The sequence below is a fragment of the Cupriavidus sp. WS genome (assembly GCF_000395345.1).
Lineage (GTDB): Bacteria > Pseudomonadota > Gammaproteobacteria > Burkholderiales > Burkholderiaceae > Cupriavidus > Cupriavidus basilensis_B.
This window is the reverse complement of the sequence record NZ_AQPL01000071.1, coordinates 1-17,451: the sequence shown is the minus strand read 5'-3', so window position 1 is coordinate 17,451 and position 17,451 is coordinate 1. Positions and strand designations below refer to the sequence as shown.

10 protein-coding genes are annotated in these 17,451 nt (G+C 70.1%); 7 read left to right on the top strand and 3 right to left on the bottom strand.

Annotated features, from left to right (window positions below; translation table 11 throughout):
• Positions 1 to 254 precede the first annotated feature (254 nt).
• Entirely contained in the window at positions 255 to 1,607 is a 1,353-nt protein-coding gene (locus tag K206_RS0106885; protein WP_020201679.1) for an MFS transporter, read from the top strand.
• Between the two features lie 21 nt (positions 1,608 to 1,628).
• On the opposite strand, the gene K206_RS37685 is transcribed toward K206_RS0106885, so the two are convergent.
• From K206_RS37685 to K206_RS0106870, 3 genes are all read right to left on the bottom strand, one after another.
• Positions 1,629 to 4,292, bottom strand: a complete 2,664-nt coding sequence (locus K206_RS37685; protein ID WP_020201678.1) for a bifunctional diguanylate cyclase/phosphodiesterase — start codon at positions 4,290 to 4,292, stop codon at positions 1,629 to 1,631.
• 162 nt (positions 4,293 to 4,454) lie between these two features.
• Positions 4,455 to 5,465 (bottom strand): sensor domain-containing diguanylate cyclase, encoded by a 1,011-nt coding sequence (locus tag K206_RS0106875; protein WP_020201677.1) that lies wholly within the window; start codon positions 5,463 to 5,465, stop codon positions 4,455 to 4,457.
• Between the two features lie 364 nt (positions 5,466 to 5,829).
• A complete protein-coding gene (locus K206_RS0106870; protein ID WP_020201676.1) occupies positions 5,830 to 6,867 on the bottom strand; it encodes an alpha/beta hydrolase in 1,038 nt (345 codons plus the stop codon).
• A gap of 183 nt (positions 6,868 to 7,050) precedes the next feature.
• Between K206_RS0106870 and K206_RS0106865 the strand changes: the two genes are divergently transcribed.
• The 6 genes from K206_RS0106865 to K206_RS0106840 form a co-directional block, all read left to right on the top strand.
• Positions 7,051 to 7,905 carry an AraC family transcriptional regulator gene (locus K206_RS0106865; RefSeq protein ID WP_020201675.1) on the top strand — a complete coding sequence of 285 codons (855 nt, stop codon included), beginning with the start codon at positions 7,051 to 7,053 and terminating at the stop codon, positions 7,903 to 7,905.
• 640 nt (positions 7,906 to 8,545) lie between these two features.
• Positions 8,546 to 10,039 carry an efflux transporter outer membrane subunit gene (locus tag K206_RS0106860; protein ID WP_052165800.1) on the top strand — a complete coding sequence of 498 codons (1,494 nt, stop codon included), beginning with the start codon at positions 8,546 to 8,548 and terminating at the stop codon, positions 10,037 to 10,039.
• 16 nt (positions 10,040 to 10,055) lie between these two features.
• Positions 10,056 to 11,126, top strand: coding sequence for an HlyD family secretion protein (locus K206_RS0106855; RefSeq protein ID WP_020201673.1), 1,071 nt, complete (start codon positions 10,056 to 10,058; stop codon positions 11,124 to 11,126).
• A 3-nt stretch (positions 11,127 to 11,129) separates the two neighbouring features.
• A complete protein-coding gene (gene rbbA / locus K206_RS0106850) occupies positions 11,130 to 13,901 on the top strand; it encodes a ribosome-associated ATPase/putative transporter RbbA (RefSeq protein ID WP_020201672.1) in 2,772 nt (923 codons plus the stop codon).
• An 86-nt stretch (positions 13,902 to 13,987) separates the two neighbouring features.
• Positions 13,988 to 15,112 (top strand): ABC transporter permease, encoded by a 1,125-nt coding sequence (locus K206_RS0106845; protein ID WP_029043316.1) that lies wholly within the window; start codon positions 13,988 to 13,990, stop codon positions 15,110 to 15,112.
• Positions 15,113 to 15,201: 89 nt separating this feature from the next.
• A partial coding sequence (locus K206_RS0106840; protein ID WP_020201670.1) for a DUF3141 domain-containing protein occupies positions 15,202 to 17,451 on the top strand: 2,250 nt, incomplete at its 3' end.

The following is a 17,451-nucleotide window of genomic DNA, read 5'->3' as shown; positions in this document are numbered from 1 at the left end:
TTGTTGGGAGACTATTCCGCACTGAAATGTTACCGGTAACAAATAGAATGGCCGGCATCGCCGCGGGCTTCCCGCCTCACCCTGCGCTTCGCGCCGCGGCTGGTGCCCGACCGATGTCCTGACCGACCCGCGGCGAACGGATTCGCCGCCTGAACCTCTTCCGGCCCGCCGCGAACGCATTCCCGCGCGGCAGCAAGGTACCCCTGCCATCAGCGTGGGGCCGGAAGCCATCATAAGAAACGGGAGACAAATTCATGCCCTCCATCACGCAGGCCGCCGCCATTCCCGCGGCCGCCGATACGTCCGAAGACCGCCTGTACCGCAAGGTCATGCTGCGGATCCTGCCGCTGCTGCTGCTGTGCTACGTGGTGGCCTACCTCGACCGCGTCAACGTCGGCTTCGCCAAGCTGCAGATGCTCGACGACCTCGGCATGAGCGACACCGTCTACGCCATCGGCGCCAGCGTGTTCTTCTGGGGCTATTTCCTCTTCGAGATGCCCAGCAACCTGCTGCTGCACCGCTTCGGCGCGCGCTTCTGGATCGCGCGCATCATGGTCACGTGGGGCATCGTGTCGTCCTCGCTGGCGTTCGTGGTGCCGCTGGCGGAGCTGTTCCACGTGCAGACCACCACCATGTTCTACTCGCTGCGCTTCCTGCTGGGGCTGTGCGAGGCCGGCTTCTTCCCCGGCGTCATCCTGTACATGAACTACTGGTTCCCGGCCAGGCGCCAGAGCGTGGCGATGTCCGGCTTCCTGGTGGCGATCCCGCTGAGCCTCACCGTGGGCGGCGTGATCTCGGGCTGGCTGATGGAAAGCACGCACGGCCTGGCCGGCATGCAGGGCTGGCAGTGGATGCTGCTGCTCGAAGGCATCCCGTCCGTGCTGGTGGCATTCCTGGTGCTGTTCGCGCTCGGCGACGGCATCCGCTCGGCGAAATGGCTGAGCAACGAGGAAAAGGCCGTGCTCGAGCGCAACCTCGCGCGCGAGAACAGCAACAAGTCGCACCGCGTCGGCGCCGCGCTCAAGAACCCGCGCGTCTGGCTGCTGACCTTCATCCTGCTGACCTTCAACACCGGTTTCTACGGCCTCGCGTTCTGGCTGCCGTCGATCATCCGCGCCTCCGGCGTGACCAACACCTTCCACATCGGCCTGCTCACCGCGATCCCCTACCTGAGCGCCATCGCCGTGATGGTCTGGAACGCCCGCCATTCGCGCAAGACCGGCGAGCGCCGCTTCCACGCCGCGGTGCCCGCGCTGATCGGCGGCGTGGGCCTGATCCTGAGCGCCGCGTTCGCGCGGCACGTGGAACTGTCGATCGTCCTGCTGACCATCTCCACGTGCGGCATTCTCGCGCTGATGCCGATCTACTGGACCTTCCCCGGCCAGATCCTGTCCGGCCCCGCCGCCGCGGCCGGCATCGCGCTGATCAACTCCATCGGCAACCTGTCCGGCTTCACCGGCTCGATGATCACCGGCATGGCCAAGGAACTGACCGGCAACATCAACAACGGCACCTACGCGCTCGGCGCGTGCCTGCTGGTGAGCTGCGTGCTGATCGTGCTGATTCCGCGCAGCCTGCTCAACGGGGAAGGGGAGGCGGCGCGCTGAGCCGCCGCCGCGCGAGGCGGGTCATGCGTTCCACGTCTGCAGCAGCATGGCCGGCACCCGCTCGGCGGGGATCGCCGGGCTGAACAGGAATCCCTGGCCCATGTTGCAGCCGCAGCGCCGCAGGAAGTCGTACTGGCCGGCGTGCTCGATGCCCTCGGCGACGGTTTCCATGCCCAGCTTGCGGCTGAGCGTGACCACCGCCTCGACGATGGCGGCGTTGCCGGTCCGCTCGTCGAGATCCGCCATGAAACTGCGGTCTATCTTGATGACGTGGACGGGGAGCGCCTGGAGGTGGGTCAGCGAGGCGTAGCCGGTGCCGAAATCGTCGAGCGCGATGCGCACGCCCTCGGCGCTGAGCATGCGCAGCGCGCGGCCGACGCCCTCCGCGCTGCGCCCGAGGAAGACCGTCTCCGTCACCTCGACCTCGAAGCGGTCGGCCGGGATGCGCTCGGCCGCCAGCCGGGACAGGAACTGCTCGGCGAAGTCGTCGTGGACGAACTGCGCCGCGGCGGCATTGATGGCGATGCGGCCGAAGCGCAGGCCGGCGTCGAGCCAGCGGTGCATGTCGGCTAGGATGCTGCGGAACATGCGCTCGTGCAGCTCGTCCGCGAGTTCCATGTTCTCGAAGGCGGCGGCGATGCCGGCCGGCGGCAGCATCAGTTCGTCGCCCGCGTGCCAGCGCAGCAGTGCCTCGAAGCCGGTCACGCGGCCGGAGCGCAGATCGACCTTCGGCTGGTAGTACGGGCGGATGCGGTTCTCGTCGACGGCGCGCCGTGCGCACTTGATCATCTCCGTGCGGCAGCGCGCCTTGCGGCGCATGTCGGGATGGAAGAAGGCCAGGTGGCCGCGGTTGCCGGTCTTGGCCGCGTACAGTGCCGTGTCGGCCGCCTTGAGCAGGTCGGCCGCGCCGGTGCCGTGCTCCGGGTGGCAGGCCACGCCGATGCTGGCGCGGCAGTCGAGGATGCGCTGCGCGTAGCTGAGCGGCTGCCGCAGGCGCGTGCCGATGGCGGCGCCCAGGCTGGCGATGTCGGCGCGGGTGGCGAACGGCAGCGCGATGCCGAACTCGTCGCCGCCGAGCCGCGCGATGAAGGCGCGGGCGGGCAGCACCTCGCGCAGGCGGTCCGCCAGCGCGCGCAGCAGGGCGTCGCCGGCGTCATGGCCGATCTGGTCGTTGGTTTCCTTGAGATCGTCGACGTCCACGATCAGGATGGCGGGGCCGGCATCGGGATCGCTGCCGCTGCGCTTGATCAGGCGCTCCATCTCGTGCTGGAACGCCGCGCGATTGGGCAGCCGGGTCAGGGCGTCGTGGGTTGCCATCCAGCGGATGCGCTCGTCGGCGGTCTGCTCGTCGGTCACGTCGCGGAACGTCACGAGCGCGCGCGCCATCTCGCCGCAGGGGCGGAACGTCTTCCATCCCTTGGTTCGCAGCCAGCGCTCGCGGCCGTCGTCGGCACGGCGGATGCGCAGCTGCGCATCGAACTCCTGCTGCCGGCTGCCGTCGTCGGGCGCGGCCAGCGCGGACTTGAGCAGCTCCCGGTCGTCGGGATGGATGAGCCTGCATGCGGTCTCGGCCTGCGGCTGTTCGTGCTTCGCGATGCCGAAGATCGCCTTCAGCTCGTCGGACCAGACCTGGCGGCCGGTGCGCTTGTCGTAGTCCCACACGCCGAGCTCGGCCGCCTGGATGGCCAGGCGGAAGCGCTGCTCGTTCTCGCGCAGCGCGTTCTCGGTTTCCTTGCGGTCGTCGATGTCCTCGAGCGTGCCGTACCAGCGCACGATCTCGCCGGCGCCGTCGCGGCGCGGCTGCGCGCGCGCCCGCACCCAGCGGTAGGCGCCGTCGCGCGTCTCGATGCGGTATTCGATGTCCACCGGGTCGCCGGTGCGCAGCGCGGCCTGCCATGCGGCGACGACGGCGGCGATGTCGTCGGCGTGGAGCGAGTCTGCCCATCCGTTGCCGCGCGTGGCCTCCGCGCTCTGTCCCGTCACCTCGACCCACTTCGGGCTGATTTCCTCGACGAGGCCGTCGGGCGACGCGGTCCAGGGCATGCCGGGATTGAGCTGCACGGTGTAGCGGTGGTGTTCCTCGCTGGCCCGCAATGCCGCTTCCGCCAGCATCCGCTCGTGGATGCATTCGCTGCGGCCGTGCCAGCTCGCGATGCGGCCGGCGTTGTCACGGCGCGCGATCGCGCGCGTGCGGTACCACAGCGCTTCGCCGTCGCCGAGGGCCACGCGGCAGCGCACCTCGAACGGGCGCCCGTTCGCCAGGGCCTGCCGGATCGCGCGCCCGATGATGGGATGGTCTTCGCGCGGGACCAGGTCGCGCCAGCGCCGCCCGATCAGCCGTTGGCGCAGCGAGCCGACCGCTTCGTCGCCGCTTTCGTCATCGCTTTCATTGCCCGCTTCATTGCCCGCTTCGCTGCCCGTCTTCTCGCCCGTCCCGTCGCCCGGGTCCAGCAACAGGCTGAGCGCGCCGCGCCGGTCCGCGGCCCACCGGACCGACGGGTCGAGGGCATCCCAGTCCTGCCGCGCGAAACCGGCAAGCGCGGGTTCGGGCGCGCCGGGCGGGACCAGGCTCTCCCGGCTGTTGCGCAGCGCGGCCGAGCCGGCGCGGGCGGTAGTGTGCTCGCCGGGCCAATCCGGTGGCGGCCCGGCCTTGTGGGCCGGGGAGCAATGCTGGCATGGTTCCATCGTCTGTTGGTACTTTGGTGTTTACCGCTGGTGGTGCGATACATCGTCGCGACGCCGTTTCGGATAGAAGCGGATCGCACGTTACCGGCTGCTTGTGGCAGGCGCGGTGACGGGATGCGGGGAATCGGTTCCGGGCCCGGGCCGGCGCGTTCGCGCGCGGACCTAGGCCGTCATGCTTTGCGCGGGCCACGCGGCCGCCGCCGGCGCCGCCCGCTGCGATGCGCGCTTGTGGGCATACATCGCGGCGTCGGCCGCGGCAAGCAGGTCGGTGACGGAGACGTGCCGCCTGTCGTCGAACTCGATGTGCCCGACGCTGTATTGCAGCCGGTATCCGCGGCACATGGCGCCCTGGTTCTCCACCGCGATGCGGTGCTCGATGCGCCGGGCGATCTTGTCGGACTGCTCGCGGTTCGCGCCGGCCAGCAGCATGACGAACTCGTCGCCGCCGAGGCGGCCGATGATGTCGCCTTCGCGCAGGCTGCCGCGTAGTACGTCCGCGAATTGCGACAGCGCCTGGTCGCCGACCGCGTGGCCGAAGGTGTCGTTGATCTGCTTGAAATTGTCCAGGTCGAAGAAAAACAGCGACGCCGGCTTGCGCAGGCGCTTGCACGTCGTCAGCATGTTCTCGGCAAGCGCCACGAAGCCGAGCCGGTTGGCGAGGTCCGTGAGCGGATCGTGCGTGGCCAGCTCCACCGCCAGCAGTTCCTGCTCCGCCATCCGTCCCAGGTCGCGCAGCAGGGAGCGGTCCTCCTCGCCGAAATCGCGCGGCCGGTCGTCGAGCACGCTCAAAGTGCCCAGCTTACTGCCATTGGAGGCCGACAGCGGGTAGCCGGCATAGAAGCGCACGTGCGGCTTGCCGGTCACGAACGGATTGTCCTTGAAGCGGTCGTCGCGCAGCGTGTCGGGTACGACCAGGATGTCGTTGCCGAGGATCGCGTGGGCGCAGATCGACGAACTGCGCGGCGTTTCCCGGAACGCGATGCCCGAGATGGACTTGTACCACTGCCGCTCGGCGTCGACGAAGCTCACCAGCGCGATCGGCACGTCGAACAGCCGCAGCGCGAGCCGGGTCAGGCGGTCGAACCGCTCGTCGGGCGGCGTGTCGAGGATCCGCAGCGCCCGCAGCGTATTGATGCGGACCTGCTCGGTGTCTGGCGTGGCGGCGGCTGGCATGGTGGCGATGATGTTCTTGTCCTGGCCGCGTCGGCCAGAAAAAACGCAGCCATGTCATGTCGGGACGGGGCTGCGGCAAGGGCATTCGGGCCGCGGCGCGGGTCGCGCGCGGCGTGGCTGGCGGCGGCAGTCGCCGTGGCCAGCAAAGCCTTCCATTATATAAGGGTTTACCCTTTATTCATCGTTGTTGCGCGATTTCCCACCCCGACGAAAGAGGGGTGGCATGCGCGGCAACGCGCTCCGTGCCCGTTTCCGGTGCGCGCAGCCGGCTCGCCGTTCCCGAAACGCCAAAGCGCAGCCGGCCAGGCTGCGCTTTGGCGCTTGTTGCTTGTTGCCTGTGTCGCCTGTTGCCGGGGCGTGCCGGTCAGCGAGCCAGGCTCGAGCGCAATGTCTCGCTGGCCTGATGCAGCGCCGAGCGCACCGCCGGCACGTCGGCCAGCGCGTTGAGCAGGCCGTAGTCATGGATCATGCCGTTGTAGCGCACCGACACCACCGGCACGCCGGCCTGGTCGAGGTGGCGCGCATAGGCTTCGCCCTCGTCGCGCAGCACGTCGTTCTCGGCGGTCTGGATCAGTGCCGGCGGCAGGCCCTTCAACTGCTCGGGCGAGGCCAGCAGCGGCGAGGCGTAGATTTCCGCGCGCTGCTTCGGGTCGGTGGTGTAGGCGTCCCAGAACCACTTCATCATGCCCTTGCTGAGAAAGAAGCCGTTGGCGTACTGGTCATACGAGGCGTTCTCGAAGCTGGCGTTCGTCACCGGCCAGAACAGGATCTGCGAGCGCAGCTTGGGGCCGTTTTCCAGCTTGGCCTTCAGCGCGACCACGGCCGCGGCATTGCCGCCGACGCTGTTGCCGACCACGGCCAGTTCGTGATCGTCCAGGCCCAGTTCTTTGCGGTGCGTGTCCACGTACTGGGTGGCGGCGTATTCCTGGTTGATCGCGGTCGGGTAATGCGCTTCCGGCGAACTGGTGTAGTTCACGAAGATCGCCTCCTGTCCGGAATCGACGACGAGGTCGCGGACGAAGCGCTCGTGGTCCTGATAGCTGCCGAGGATCCAGCCGCCGCCGTGGAAGAACATGAAGCCCGGCAGCGCGCCTTTGGCGCCGTGCGGGCGCACGATGGTCAGCTTCAGCGGCTGGCCGTTGTAGCTGATGGTCTTTTCGCTCACGTCGGCCGGCGGCAGCTTGGCGCCTTTCTGCGCGCCGAGCAGCACCTGGCGCGCATCGGCCGGCGCGAGGGTCTCGATCGGCTGGCCACCGCCCTTGGCGAGGGCGTCGAGGAAGCCCTGCACATGGCTTTCGACCAGCGGGCCGCCGGCGTTGCCGGCCAGGGCGGCGGATGCGGCGGCCATCAGCACGGCGGCTGCGGCGATGCGGGTCACGCGGGTTTTCTTGAGGATGTTCATTGTCATTCTCCTGGTGCGGTGAGAGGTGGCTTGCTCGGCGGCCGTCAGGGGCGCGCCGACGTTGCGGTGGACACCGGCACGCTCCGAAGCATTGGGGAGTGCTGGTTGGCAGGTACCACTTTGCCCGCGTTCTTGGTACGATACGTGCCATAAAGTACGGATAAATTGACTTGGAGTACGGATATGGTCGACCGCCTCGAAGCGCTGTTCGCGCGTTTCAGCGTCACCGCGCAGGTGTTCAATACCGGCGCGCTGTGCGGCATCAGCGACCTCACCGCCGAGGACACCGGCCAGCTGCATCTGGTGCGCTGGGGCGAGGTGGAAGTCGTGAACGACGGCAAGGTCGCCGCGCGCGTGCGCGAGCCGAGCCTCTTGCTGTATCCGCGCCCGCTGTCGCACCGCTTCATCACCGAGGCGACGCGCGGCGCGGACTTCGCCTGCGCCAACCTGAAGTTCGAGGGGGGCGTTTCACATCCGATCTGCGCCGCGCTGCCGGCGTTCGTGTGCCTGCCGTTGAACTGGATCGAAGGGGCGAAGGACGTGCTGGCGCTGCTGTTCGACGAAGCCTTCGCCGAGCGCTGCGGCCGGCAGGCGCTGCTGGATCGTCTGTTCGAGGTGGTGCTGATCCAGATCCTTCGCCACCTGATGGAGCATGGCCATGCCAGGGCCGGGCTGCTCGCGGGCCTGTCGCATCCGCGGCTGCGCCATGCCCTGGTGGCGATGCACGAAAAACCCGCGCGGGAGTGGACGCTGGAAGGGCTGGCCGGCGCCGCGGGCATGTCGCGCACGGTGTTTGCCAATACGTTCCACGAAGTCGTCGGCTTGACGCCGGGCCAATACCTGCAGGGCTGGCGCATCAGCCTCGCGCAACTGGCCCTGCATCGCGGCCATGCGCTGCGGCTGATTGCCGACGAGGTGGGTTATGGCAGCGAAGCGGCGCTGTCGCGCGCGTTCAAGGCGCAGACGGGAAGCTCGCCGCGCGAGTGGAAGCGGATGCAGGCCGCGTTGACGGGCGCCGGCCAGCCGGCCGGGAAATGAAAAAAGCGAAAAAGCCGCCTCTGCGTGAACAGAGGCGGCTTCCGAATTGGTGCCCGAGGCCGGAATCGAACCGGCACGCCTTGCGGCGGGGGATTTTCTTCCCACTTCGGCTTTCGCCGCCGACCTGCGCGAGGCAGGGCGTTCGTGGTCTGGAGCACGCCTTCACCATAGTCTTGCGACCGTAGGTGCCCGCCGTCTGCTCTCTACACCTTCCCTTGAACCTTTCGGTTCGCGGGCTTGGCTCGGCATTAGCTCGGACCTGAGTCCAGGGCCTTCACCGAGTTTGACGGGCTTCACCTCTGGAGTTTCCCCCGGAGGGCTCAAATTTGGTCTGAGTCCCCTGCGTCTACCAATTTCACCACTCGGGCGGAGTGGGTGCCGGCGGCTCGTGCCGGGAAACCCGGCTGGCCAGCACTGCGCTAAGCCGGCGATTATGCCGTAAATCCGGGTCGCCCACAACCTGAGCGCCGGGCCGCGCCGGCTCCCGGATTCCGCGAAGGAAGACTGTGGCATTTGATACATATCAGATATGTATCGGAGGGTTTTCCCTAGAATGAGGCAATCCCCTACAGGGGGATGCCACCCGTCCCCGGGGCGCATCGCATACCGCGGCGCGCCCCGCGCGGACCCAACGGAACCGATGCCACCAGCCCCCGCCCTGACATCAGCCCGCCTGCCCGCCCCCAGGCCAATCCTGGCTTGCGCCGGGGCGTTGGCGCTCGCCGCCTTGCTGGGCGGCTGCATCTCGATGGCGCCGCCCGACACGCGGCCACCGTTGCCGGTGCGCGCGTCGTGGGAGCCCGACGCCGCCGCGCAGCCGGCCGCCGCCAGTGCCGCCGCGCTGGACTGGCGCGACTATTTCGCCGATCCCACCTTGCGCGAGCTGATCGCGCAGGCGCTCGACAACAACCGCGACCTGCGCGTTGCCGCCGCGCGCGTGGCGCAGGCCTACGCGGCCTACGGCATCCAGCGGGCCGATCTGTTCCCGTCGCTTGCCGGCGTGGCCGGGGACACGCGCCAGCGCGTGCCCGGCGACCTCAACCTCACCGGCCGCCCGGTCATCAGCAGCCAGTACCAGGTCGGCCTGGCGCTGAGCCCGTGGGAACTCGATTTCTGGGGCCGCGTGCGCAACCTCAAGGACGCCGCGCTGGACAGCTATCTCGCCAGCGAGGCCTCGCAGCGCGCGGTCGGGCAAGGGCTGATCACCCAGGTCGCGCAGACCTACCTGGCGCTGCGCGAGCTGGACGAGCGCATCATGCTGGCCCGGCGCACCATCGACAGCCGCGCCGAGTCGCTGCGCATCTTCCGCCGGCGCGAGCAGGTCGGCTCCGCCTCTCGGCTGGAGCTGACCGAAGTCACCACGCTGTGGCAGCAGGCGCGCACGCTGGCCGCGCAGCTCGAGCAGGAGCGCGCCGCGCAGGCGCACGCGCTCGAGCTGCTGGTGGGCCGGCCCGTGGACATGGCGCCCGCCACCGGCCTGATCGACGACGCCGAGCTGATGCGCGAGCTGGCGCCGGGCCTGCCGTCCGCGCTGCTGGAGAACCGGCCCGACATCGTCGCCGCCGAGCACCAGCTGCGCGCGGCCAATGCCAACATCGGCGCGGCGCGCGCGGCCTTCTTTCCGCAGATCACGCTGACCGGCTCGCTCGCCACCGCCAGCGCGGACCTCAGCGGCCTGTTCCGCGGCGGCAGCCTGGCGTGGAATTTCGCGCCGAGCATCACGCTGCCGATCTTCCAGGGCGGCCGCCTGCGCGCCAACCTCGCGCTGACCGAGGCACAGCGCGCCGAGGCCGTGGCGCAGTACGAGCGCACCATCCAGGGCGCCTTCCGCGACGTGGCCGATGCGCTGTCCGCGCGCCGCTGGCTGGCCGAGCAGGTGGACATCCTGCAGGCCACCCAGGCCGCGCAGGCCGAGCGCGCGCGCCTGGCCAAGCTGCGCTACGACCACGGCGCCGCCGCTTTCCTCGAAGTGCTGGACGCCGAGCGCGACCTGCTCGCCGTCGAGCAGCAGGCCGTGCAGTCGCGCCGCGCGCTGCTGGCCAGCCGCGTCAGCCTCTATGCGGCGCTGGGCGGCGGCGGCACCGCCGTCGACGCCGCCCGGTCCGCGCCCGCGCCCGCGCCTCCCCCGCAATGAGCCAAGGTCATTCCCGATGAAATTTCCCGCCAAGAAGCTGGTTCCCGTCCTGATCGCGCTGGCCGCCGCCGCCGGCGGCTGGTACGCCTGGACCTCGCTCCGGGACACCGGCCCAGGCCCCGGCTTCACCAGCGGCAACGGCCGCATCGAGGCCACCGAGGTCGACGTGGCCACCAAGCTGGCCGGCCGCGTGGACGACATCCTGGTCTTCGAGGGCGATTTCGTCAAAGCCGGCCAGCCGCTGGCGCGCATGCAGGTGCAGGTGCTGCAGGCCCAGCGCGACGAAGCGCGCGCGCAGCACCAGCAGGCCATCAACAGCGTGGCCGCGGCCGAGGCGCAGGCCGCCGCGCGCCTGAGCGACAAGGCCACCTCGGAAGCGCTGCTGGCGCAGCGCGAGGCCGAGCTGGACGCGGCCGAGCGCCGGCTGTCGCGCTCGGAGACGCTGTCGAAGGAAGGCGCCTCCTCGATCCAGGAACTCGACGACGACCGCGCCCGCGCCCGCAGCGCGCGCGCCGCGGTGGCGGCGGCCCGCGCGCAGGTGGCGGCGGCGCAGTCCGCGGTGGAAGCGGCCCGCGCCCAGGTGGTCGGCGCGCGCTCCACGGTGGAAGCCACCCAGGCCACCATCAACCGCATCGAGGCCGACATCACCGACAGCGAGCTCAAGGCGCCGCGCGACGGCCGCGTGCAATACCGCGTGGCGCAGCCCGGCGAAGTGCTGGCCGCCGGCGGCAAGGTGCTCAACCTGGTCGACCTGTCCGACGTCTACATGACGCTGTTCCTGCCCGAGGCGCAGGCCGGCAGGCTGGCGATGGGCTCGGAGGCGCGCATCGTGCTGGACGCCGCGCCGCAGTACGTGATCCCGGCCACCATCTCGTTCGTCTCCAGCACCGCGCAGTTCACGCCCAAGACCGTGGAGACCGCCAGCGAGCGCCAGAAGCTGATGTTCCGCGTCAAGGCGCAGATCAGCCGCGAGCTGCTGCAGAAGCACCTCAAGCTGGTCAAGACCGGCCTGCCCGGCGTGGCCTGGGTGCGCGTGGACCCGAAGGTGGCCTGGCCGGCCAGCCTCGCGGTCACGGTGCCGGAGTAGGCGATGGCCGACGGGCGCGTTCCCGCCGTCGTGCGCCTGGCCGGCGTCTCGTTGCGCTATGGACGCAAGACCGTGGCGCTCGACCGCGTCGACCTCGACATTCCGGCCGACCGCATGATCGGCCTGATCGGGCCGGACGGCGTGGGCAAGTCGAGCCTGCTGGCGCTGGTGGCCGGCGCGCGCGCCGTGCAGGACGGCACCGTGCACGCGCTCGGCGGCGACATGGCCAGCCGCGCGCACCGCGACGCGGTCTGCCCGCGCATCGCCTACATGCCGCAGGGGCTGGGCAAGAACCTGTATCCCACCTTGTCGGTGGAAGAGAACCTGCAGTTCTTCGCGCGCCTGTTCGGCCATGACGCCGCCGAGCGCCGCCGCCGCATCGACGACCTCACCCGCAGCACCGGCCTGCACGCGTTCCTGGCGCGGCCCGCGGGCAAGCTCTCGGGCGGCATGAAGCAGAAGCTCGGCCTGTGCTGCGCGCTGATCCACGACCCCGACCTGCTGATCCTCGACGAGCCCACCACCGGCGTGGACCCGCTCGCGCGCGCGCAGTTCTGGGACCTGATCGCGCGCATCCGCCGCGAGCGGCCCGGCATGAGCGTGCTGGTGGCCACCGCCTACATGGACGAGGCGCAGCGCTTCGACTGGCTGGTGGCGATGGACGCCGGCAAGGTGCTCGCCACCGGCACGCCGGCGGAGCTGCTCGCGCGCACCGGAGCGGCGGACCTGGAATCCGCCTTCGTCGGCCTGCTGCCGGACGACAAGAAGCGCGGCTACCAGCCGGTGGAGATCGCGCCGCTGCGCATCGGCGACGACACGCCCGTGGCCATCGAGGCCAGGGGCCTGACCATGCGCTTCGGCGATTTCGTCGCGGTGGACCACGTCGACTTCCGCATCCGCCGCGGCGAGATCTTCGGCTTCCTCGGCTCCAACGGCTGCGGCAAGTCCACCACCATGAAGATGCTCACCGGCCTGCTGCCGGCCAGCGAAGGGCAGGCCTGGCTGTTCGGCAACGAGGTGGACCCGCGCGACATCGACACGCGCCGCCGCGTGGGCTACATGTCGCAGGCGTTCTCGCTCTACAGCGAGCTCACCGTGCAGCAGAACCTGGTGCTGCACGCGCGCCTGTTCCACGTGCCCGAGGAGGAGGTGCCCGCGCGCGTGGACGAGATGGTGGCGCGCTTCGCGCTCGGCGACGTGCTCGGCAGTCTGCCGGACAGCCTGCCGCTGGGCATGCGCCAGCGCCTTTCGCTGGCCGTGGCGATGGTGCACAAGCCGGAGCTGCTGATCCTCGACGAGCCGACCTCGGGCGTGGACCCGGTGGCGCGCGACAGCTTCTGGCGCCTGCTGATCGCGCTGTCGCGGCAGGACCACGTCACCATCTTCATCTCCACCCACTTCATGAACGAGGCCGCGCGCTGCGACCGCATCTCGCTCATGCACGCCGGCAAGGTGCTGGTCAGCAACCCGCCCGCGCGCATCGTCAGCGACCGCGGCGCGGCCACGCTGGAAGACGCCTTCATCGACTACCTGGTGGAAGCCGGCGGCGGCGCGCCGGCCGAGGCGCAGGCTGCCGCGCCGGTACTCGATTCGGCGGCCGACTCCGTGACCGCACCGGCCTCGCCCGCCGCGGCGCCGGCCCGGCGCCTCTGGTTCTCGCCGGCCCGCATGATCAGCTACCTGTGGCGCGAAACGCTGGAGCTGCGCCGCGACCCGGTGCGCGCCACGCTGGCGCTGGTGGGCTCGGTGGTGCTGATGTTCGTGATGGGCTACGGCATCAGCATGGACGTGGAAGACCTGCGCTACGCCGTGCTCGACCGCGACCAGACCACGCTGAGCCAGAACTACGCGCTCAACATCGCCGGCTCGCGCTACTTCATCGAGCACGCGCCCATCACCGACTACGACGACCTGGACCGCCGCATGCGCAGCGGCGAGCTGTCGCTGGCCATCGAGATCCCGCCCGGCTTCGCGCGCGACGCGGCGCGCGGCAAGGCGGTGCAGGTGGGCGCGTGGATCGACGGCGCCATGCCCTCGCGCGCGGAGACCGTGCAGGGCTACGTGCAGGGCATGCACCAGAACTGGCTCGAGACGCAGGCGCGCGAGCGGCTCGGCCAGCGCGCCGCGCCGGGTTTCTCGATCGAGACGCGCTACCGCTACAACCCCGACGTCAAGAGCCTGCCCGCGATGGTGCCGGCGGTGGTCCCGCTGCTGCTGCTGATGCTGCCGGCCATGCTCACCGCGCTGTCGGTGGTGCGCGAGAAGGAGCTCGGCTCCATCCTCAACCTGTACGTCACGCCGGTCACGCGCGCCGAGTTCCTGATCGGCAAGCAGCTGCCCTACGTGCTGCTGGCCATGCTCAACTTCCTGCTCATGGCGCTGCTGGCCGTGACCGTGTTCGGCGTGCCGGTCAAGGGCAACTTCCTCGCGCTGCTGGCGGCCGTGCTGATATTCAACGTGGTGGCCACCGGCATCGGGCTGCTGGCCTCGACCTTCACGCGCAGCCAAATCGCGGCGATGTTCTTCGCCATCATCGGCACCATGATCCCCGCGATCCAGTTCGCCGGCATGCTCACGCCGGTGTCCTCGATGGAGGGCAGCGCGCGCCTGATCGGCGAGCTCTATCCCGCCACCTACATGCTCATCATCAGCCGCGGCGTGTTCAACAAGGCGCTGGGCTTCGCCGACCTGCACGCCGCCTTCTGGCCGCTGCTGGTGTCGGTGCCGGTGATCCTCGGCGCCACGATCATGCTGCTCGACAAGCAGGAGAAGTGATGGCGCCGACGCCGAACGCATCCGCCACGGGCACCCGGGCCGCAGCGCTGGCGGCCGGGCCGGCCGGCATGCGCGGGCAGCGGTGGCTGCGCATGCTGGTCAACGTCTACCGGCTCGGCTGCAAGGAGCTGTGGAGCCTGGCGCGCGACCTGACGATGCTGGTGCTGATCGTCTACACCTTCACCGCCTCGGTCTACTCCGCCGCCACCGCGCAGCCCGACACGCTGCACCTGGCGCCGATCGCCATCGTCGACGAGGACCACTCGCCGCTGTCGGCGCGCATCGCCTCGGCGTTCTTCCCGCCGCAGTTCACGCCGCCGCGCATGATCACCTCGTCGGCCGAGGACGCCGGCATGGACGCCGGCGACTACACCTTCGCGCTCAACATCCCGCCCAACTTCCAGCGCGACCTGCTGGGCGGGCGCGCGGCCGTGGTGCAGCTCAACGTGGACGCCACCCGCATGAGCCAGGCGTTCACCGGCAACGGCTACGTGCAGCAGATCGTCTCGGGCGAGGTGCGCGAGTTCCTGCAGCGCTACCGCGACACGGCGGTGCTGCCGGTGGACCTGGCCGTGCGCGTGCGCTTCAACCCCACGCTGACGCAGGCGTGGTTCGGCGCGCTGATGCAGGTGGTCAACAACATCACCATGCTGTCGATCATCCTGACCGGCGCCGCGCTGATCCGCGAGCGCGAGCACGGCACCATCGAGCACCTGCTGGTGATGCCGGTCACGCCCGCGCAGATCATGCTGGCCAAGGTGTGGTCGATGGGGCTGGTGGTGCTGGTCGCGGCGGCGCTGTCGCTGCTGCTGATCGTGCACGGCGCGCTGCACGTGCCGATCGGCGGCTCGGTGGCGCTGTTCCTCGCCGGCGCCGCGCTGCACCTGTTCGCCACCACCGCGATGGGCATCTTCCTCGCCACGCTGGCGCGCAGCATGCCGCAGTTCGGCATGCTGCTGATCCTGGTGCTGCTGCCGCTGCAGATGCTCTCGGGCGGCAACACCCCGCGCGAGAGCATGCCGGTGCTGGTGCAGAACCTGATGCTGGCCGCGCCCACCACGCATTTCGTCGAGCTCAGCCAGGCCATCCTGTTCCGCGGCGCGGGGCCCGGCGTGGTGTGGCCGCAGTTCCTCGCGCTGCTGGCCATCGGCGCCGTGCTGTTCGTGATTTCATTGCGGCGGTTCCGCAGGACCATCAGCCAGATGGCCTGAACCCGGCATCCGCCATATCCGTCGCCTTCACCGCTTTCACCGCATTCGCGCAGGTCCCCGGCGCGTTGCCTTCCAGGAGCCAGACCGCCATGTCATCCAAGGAATACGCCAGCCAGCAACCCGCATCGCGCTATCCCGGCTTCGGCTGGGGCGCGGCCGCCGCCTACGTCACCGATGCCCTGCAGCGCGGCGTGCTGTACGCCGACGTGATGCGCCAGCGCGGCAACCAGTACCAGGCCCACCTGGCCGAGGCCGTGCCCAACGTGCTGGACTTCGCCGCCGAGATCATCATGGATGGCCGCGAGCTGCCGCGCCCGGTCAACTACGGCCTGGTGCGCATCGCCGCGCCCGAGGACGTGCCCACCGTGCCCGGCAAGCGCCCGTTCGTGGTGGTGGACCCGCGCGCGGGGCACGGCCCCGGCATCGGCGGCTTCAAGCGCGACAGCGAGATCGGCGCCGCGCTGCGCACCGGCCACCCGTGCTACTTCATCGGCTTCCTGCCGGACCCGGTGCCGGGCCAGACCGTGGAAGACGTGATGCTGGCCGAAGCCGCCTTTCTGGAGAAGGTGATCGCGCTGCATCCGGGCAGCATCGGCAAGCCGGCCGTGATCGGCAACTGCCAGGCCGGCTGGCAGGTGATGATGACCGCCGCCATGCGCCCGGAACTGTTCGGCCCCATCATCCTGGCCGGCGCGCCGCTGTCGTACTGGGCCGGCTGGCGCGGCAGGAACCCCATGCGCTACTCCGGCGGGCTGCTCGGCGGGAGCTGGCTCACCGCGCTGACCGGCGACCTCGGCAACGGCCGCTTCGACGGCGCCTGGCTGGTGCAGAACTTCGAGAACCTCAACCCGGCCAACACGCTGTGGGGCAAGTCGTACCAGCTCTACGCCAACGTCGACACCGAGGCGCCGCGCTACCTGGGCTTCGAGAAATACTGGGGCGGCCACGTCTTCCTCAACGCGGTGGAGATGCAGTACATCGTCGACAACCTGTTCGTCGGCAACAAGCTCGCCACCGCGGAGCTGATCACCTCGGACGGTACGCGGCTGGACCTGCGCCACATCCGCTCGCCGATCGTGGTGTTCTGCTCCTACGGCGACAACATCACGCCGCCGCCGCAGGCGCTGGGCTGGATCACCGACCTGTACCGCGACGACGGCGACGTGCTCGGCCACGACCAGACCATCGTCTACGCCACGCACGACAGCATCGGCCATCTCGGCATCTTCGTCTCGGGCAGCACCGGGCGCAAGGAACACCGCGAGTTCGTCAGCAACATCGACCTGATCGACGTGCTGCCCGCCGGCCTCTACCAGGCGCAGATCAACGACAAGACCGCCGACACGCCGGGCGGCGGCCTGGTCGACGGCCCGTACATGCTCTCCATCGCGGTGCGCGGCATCGAGGACGTGCGCAAGATCGTGCAGCCCGACGCCGAGAGCGACTGGCGCTTCGCCACCGCCGCGCGCGTGTCCGAGGTCAACCTCGGCCTGTACCGCAGCGTGCTGCAGCCGCTGGTGCGCGCCTGCGTGACGCCGCAGTCGGCATGGTGGACGCAGGCGCTGCAGCCGCTGCGCGTGTCCTACCAGCTGTGGTCGGACCGCAGCCCGCTGGCCAGCGGCATCGCGCAGATGGCCGAACAGGTGCGCGAGCAGCGCGAGCCGGTGCCGGAAGACAACCCGCTGCTGCTGATGCAGAACGTCTGGTCCGACGCCATCGTGGCCGCGCTCGACCAGTGGCGCGACGTGCGCGACGACGCCTGCGAGAAGACCTTCGAAGCCATCTACGGCAACCCGTGGGTGCAGGCGCTGGCCGGCCTGAACCACGCCGACGGCGCGGCCGCGCGGCAGCATCCCGGCACCACGCCGGAACACCGCGCCTTCGTCGCCGCGGAGATGGAAAAGCTGCGCGGCGAGATCGGCAAGGGCGGCCTGCTCGAAGCCGGCGTGCGCGCCATGCTGTACATCCTCCACTCGCAGGGCGAGGCGGACGAGCGCCGCTTCAACCTCGCGCGCTCGCTGCACGCCGCGCACGACGCCCAGCACGGCAAGGCACGGCCCGGCCTGCACAACGCCGAAGGCCTGGCCGCCTTCAAGCAGATGGTACGGCGCCAGGCCAGCCTGCTCCGGCTCGCGCCGGAAGCGGCCATCGACGCCGTGCCGGCGATGCTCGCGGGCGCCCCCGCCGCCAGCATCCGCGAGATGACGCACACCATCGAGACCATCTCCACCGCCGTGCCGCTCGAAGCGGACGAGCAGCGCGACCTCGCGCGGCTGCTCGGCATGTTCCGCGCGGCGGCGGACGCCGGCGCGCCGCGCGCGCTCGCCGGGCCGGCCCCG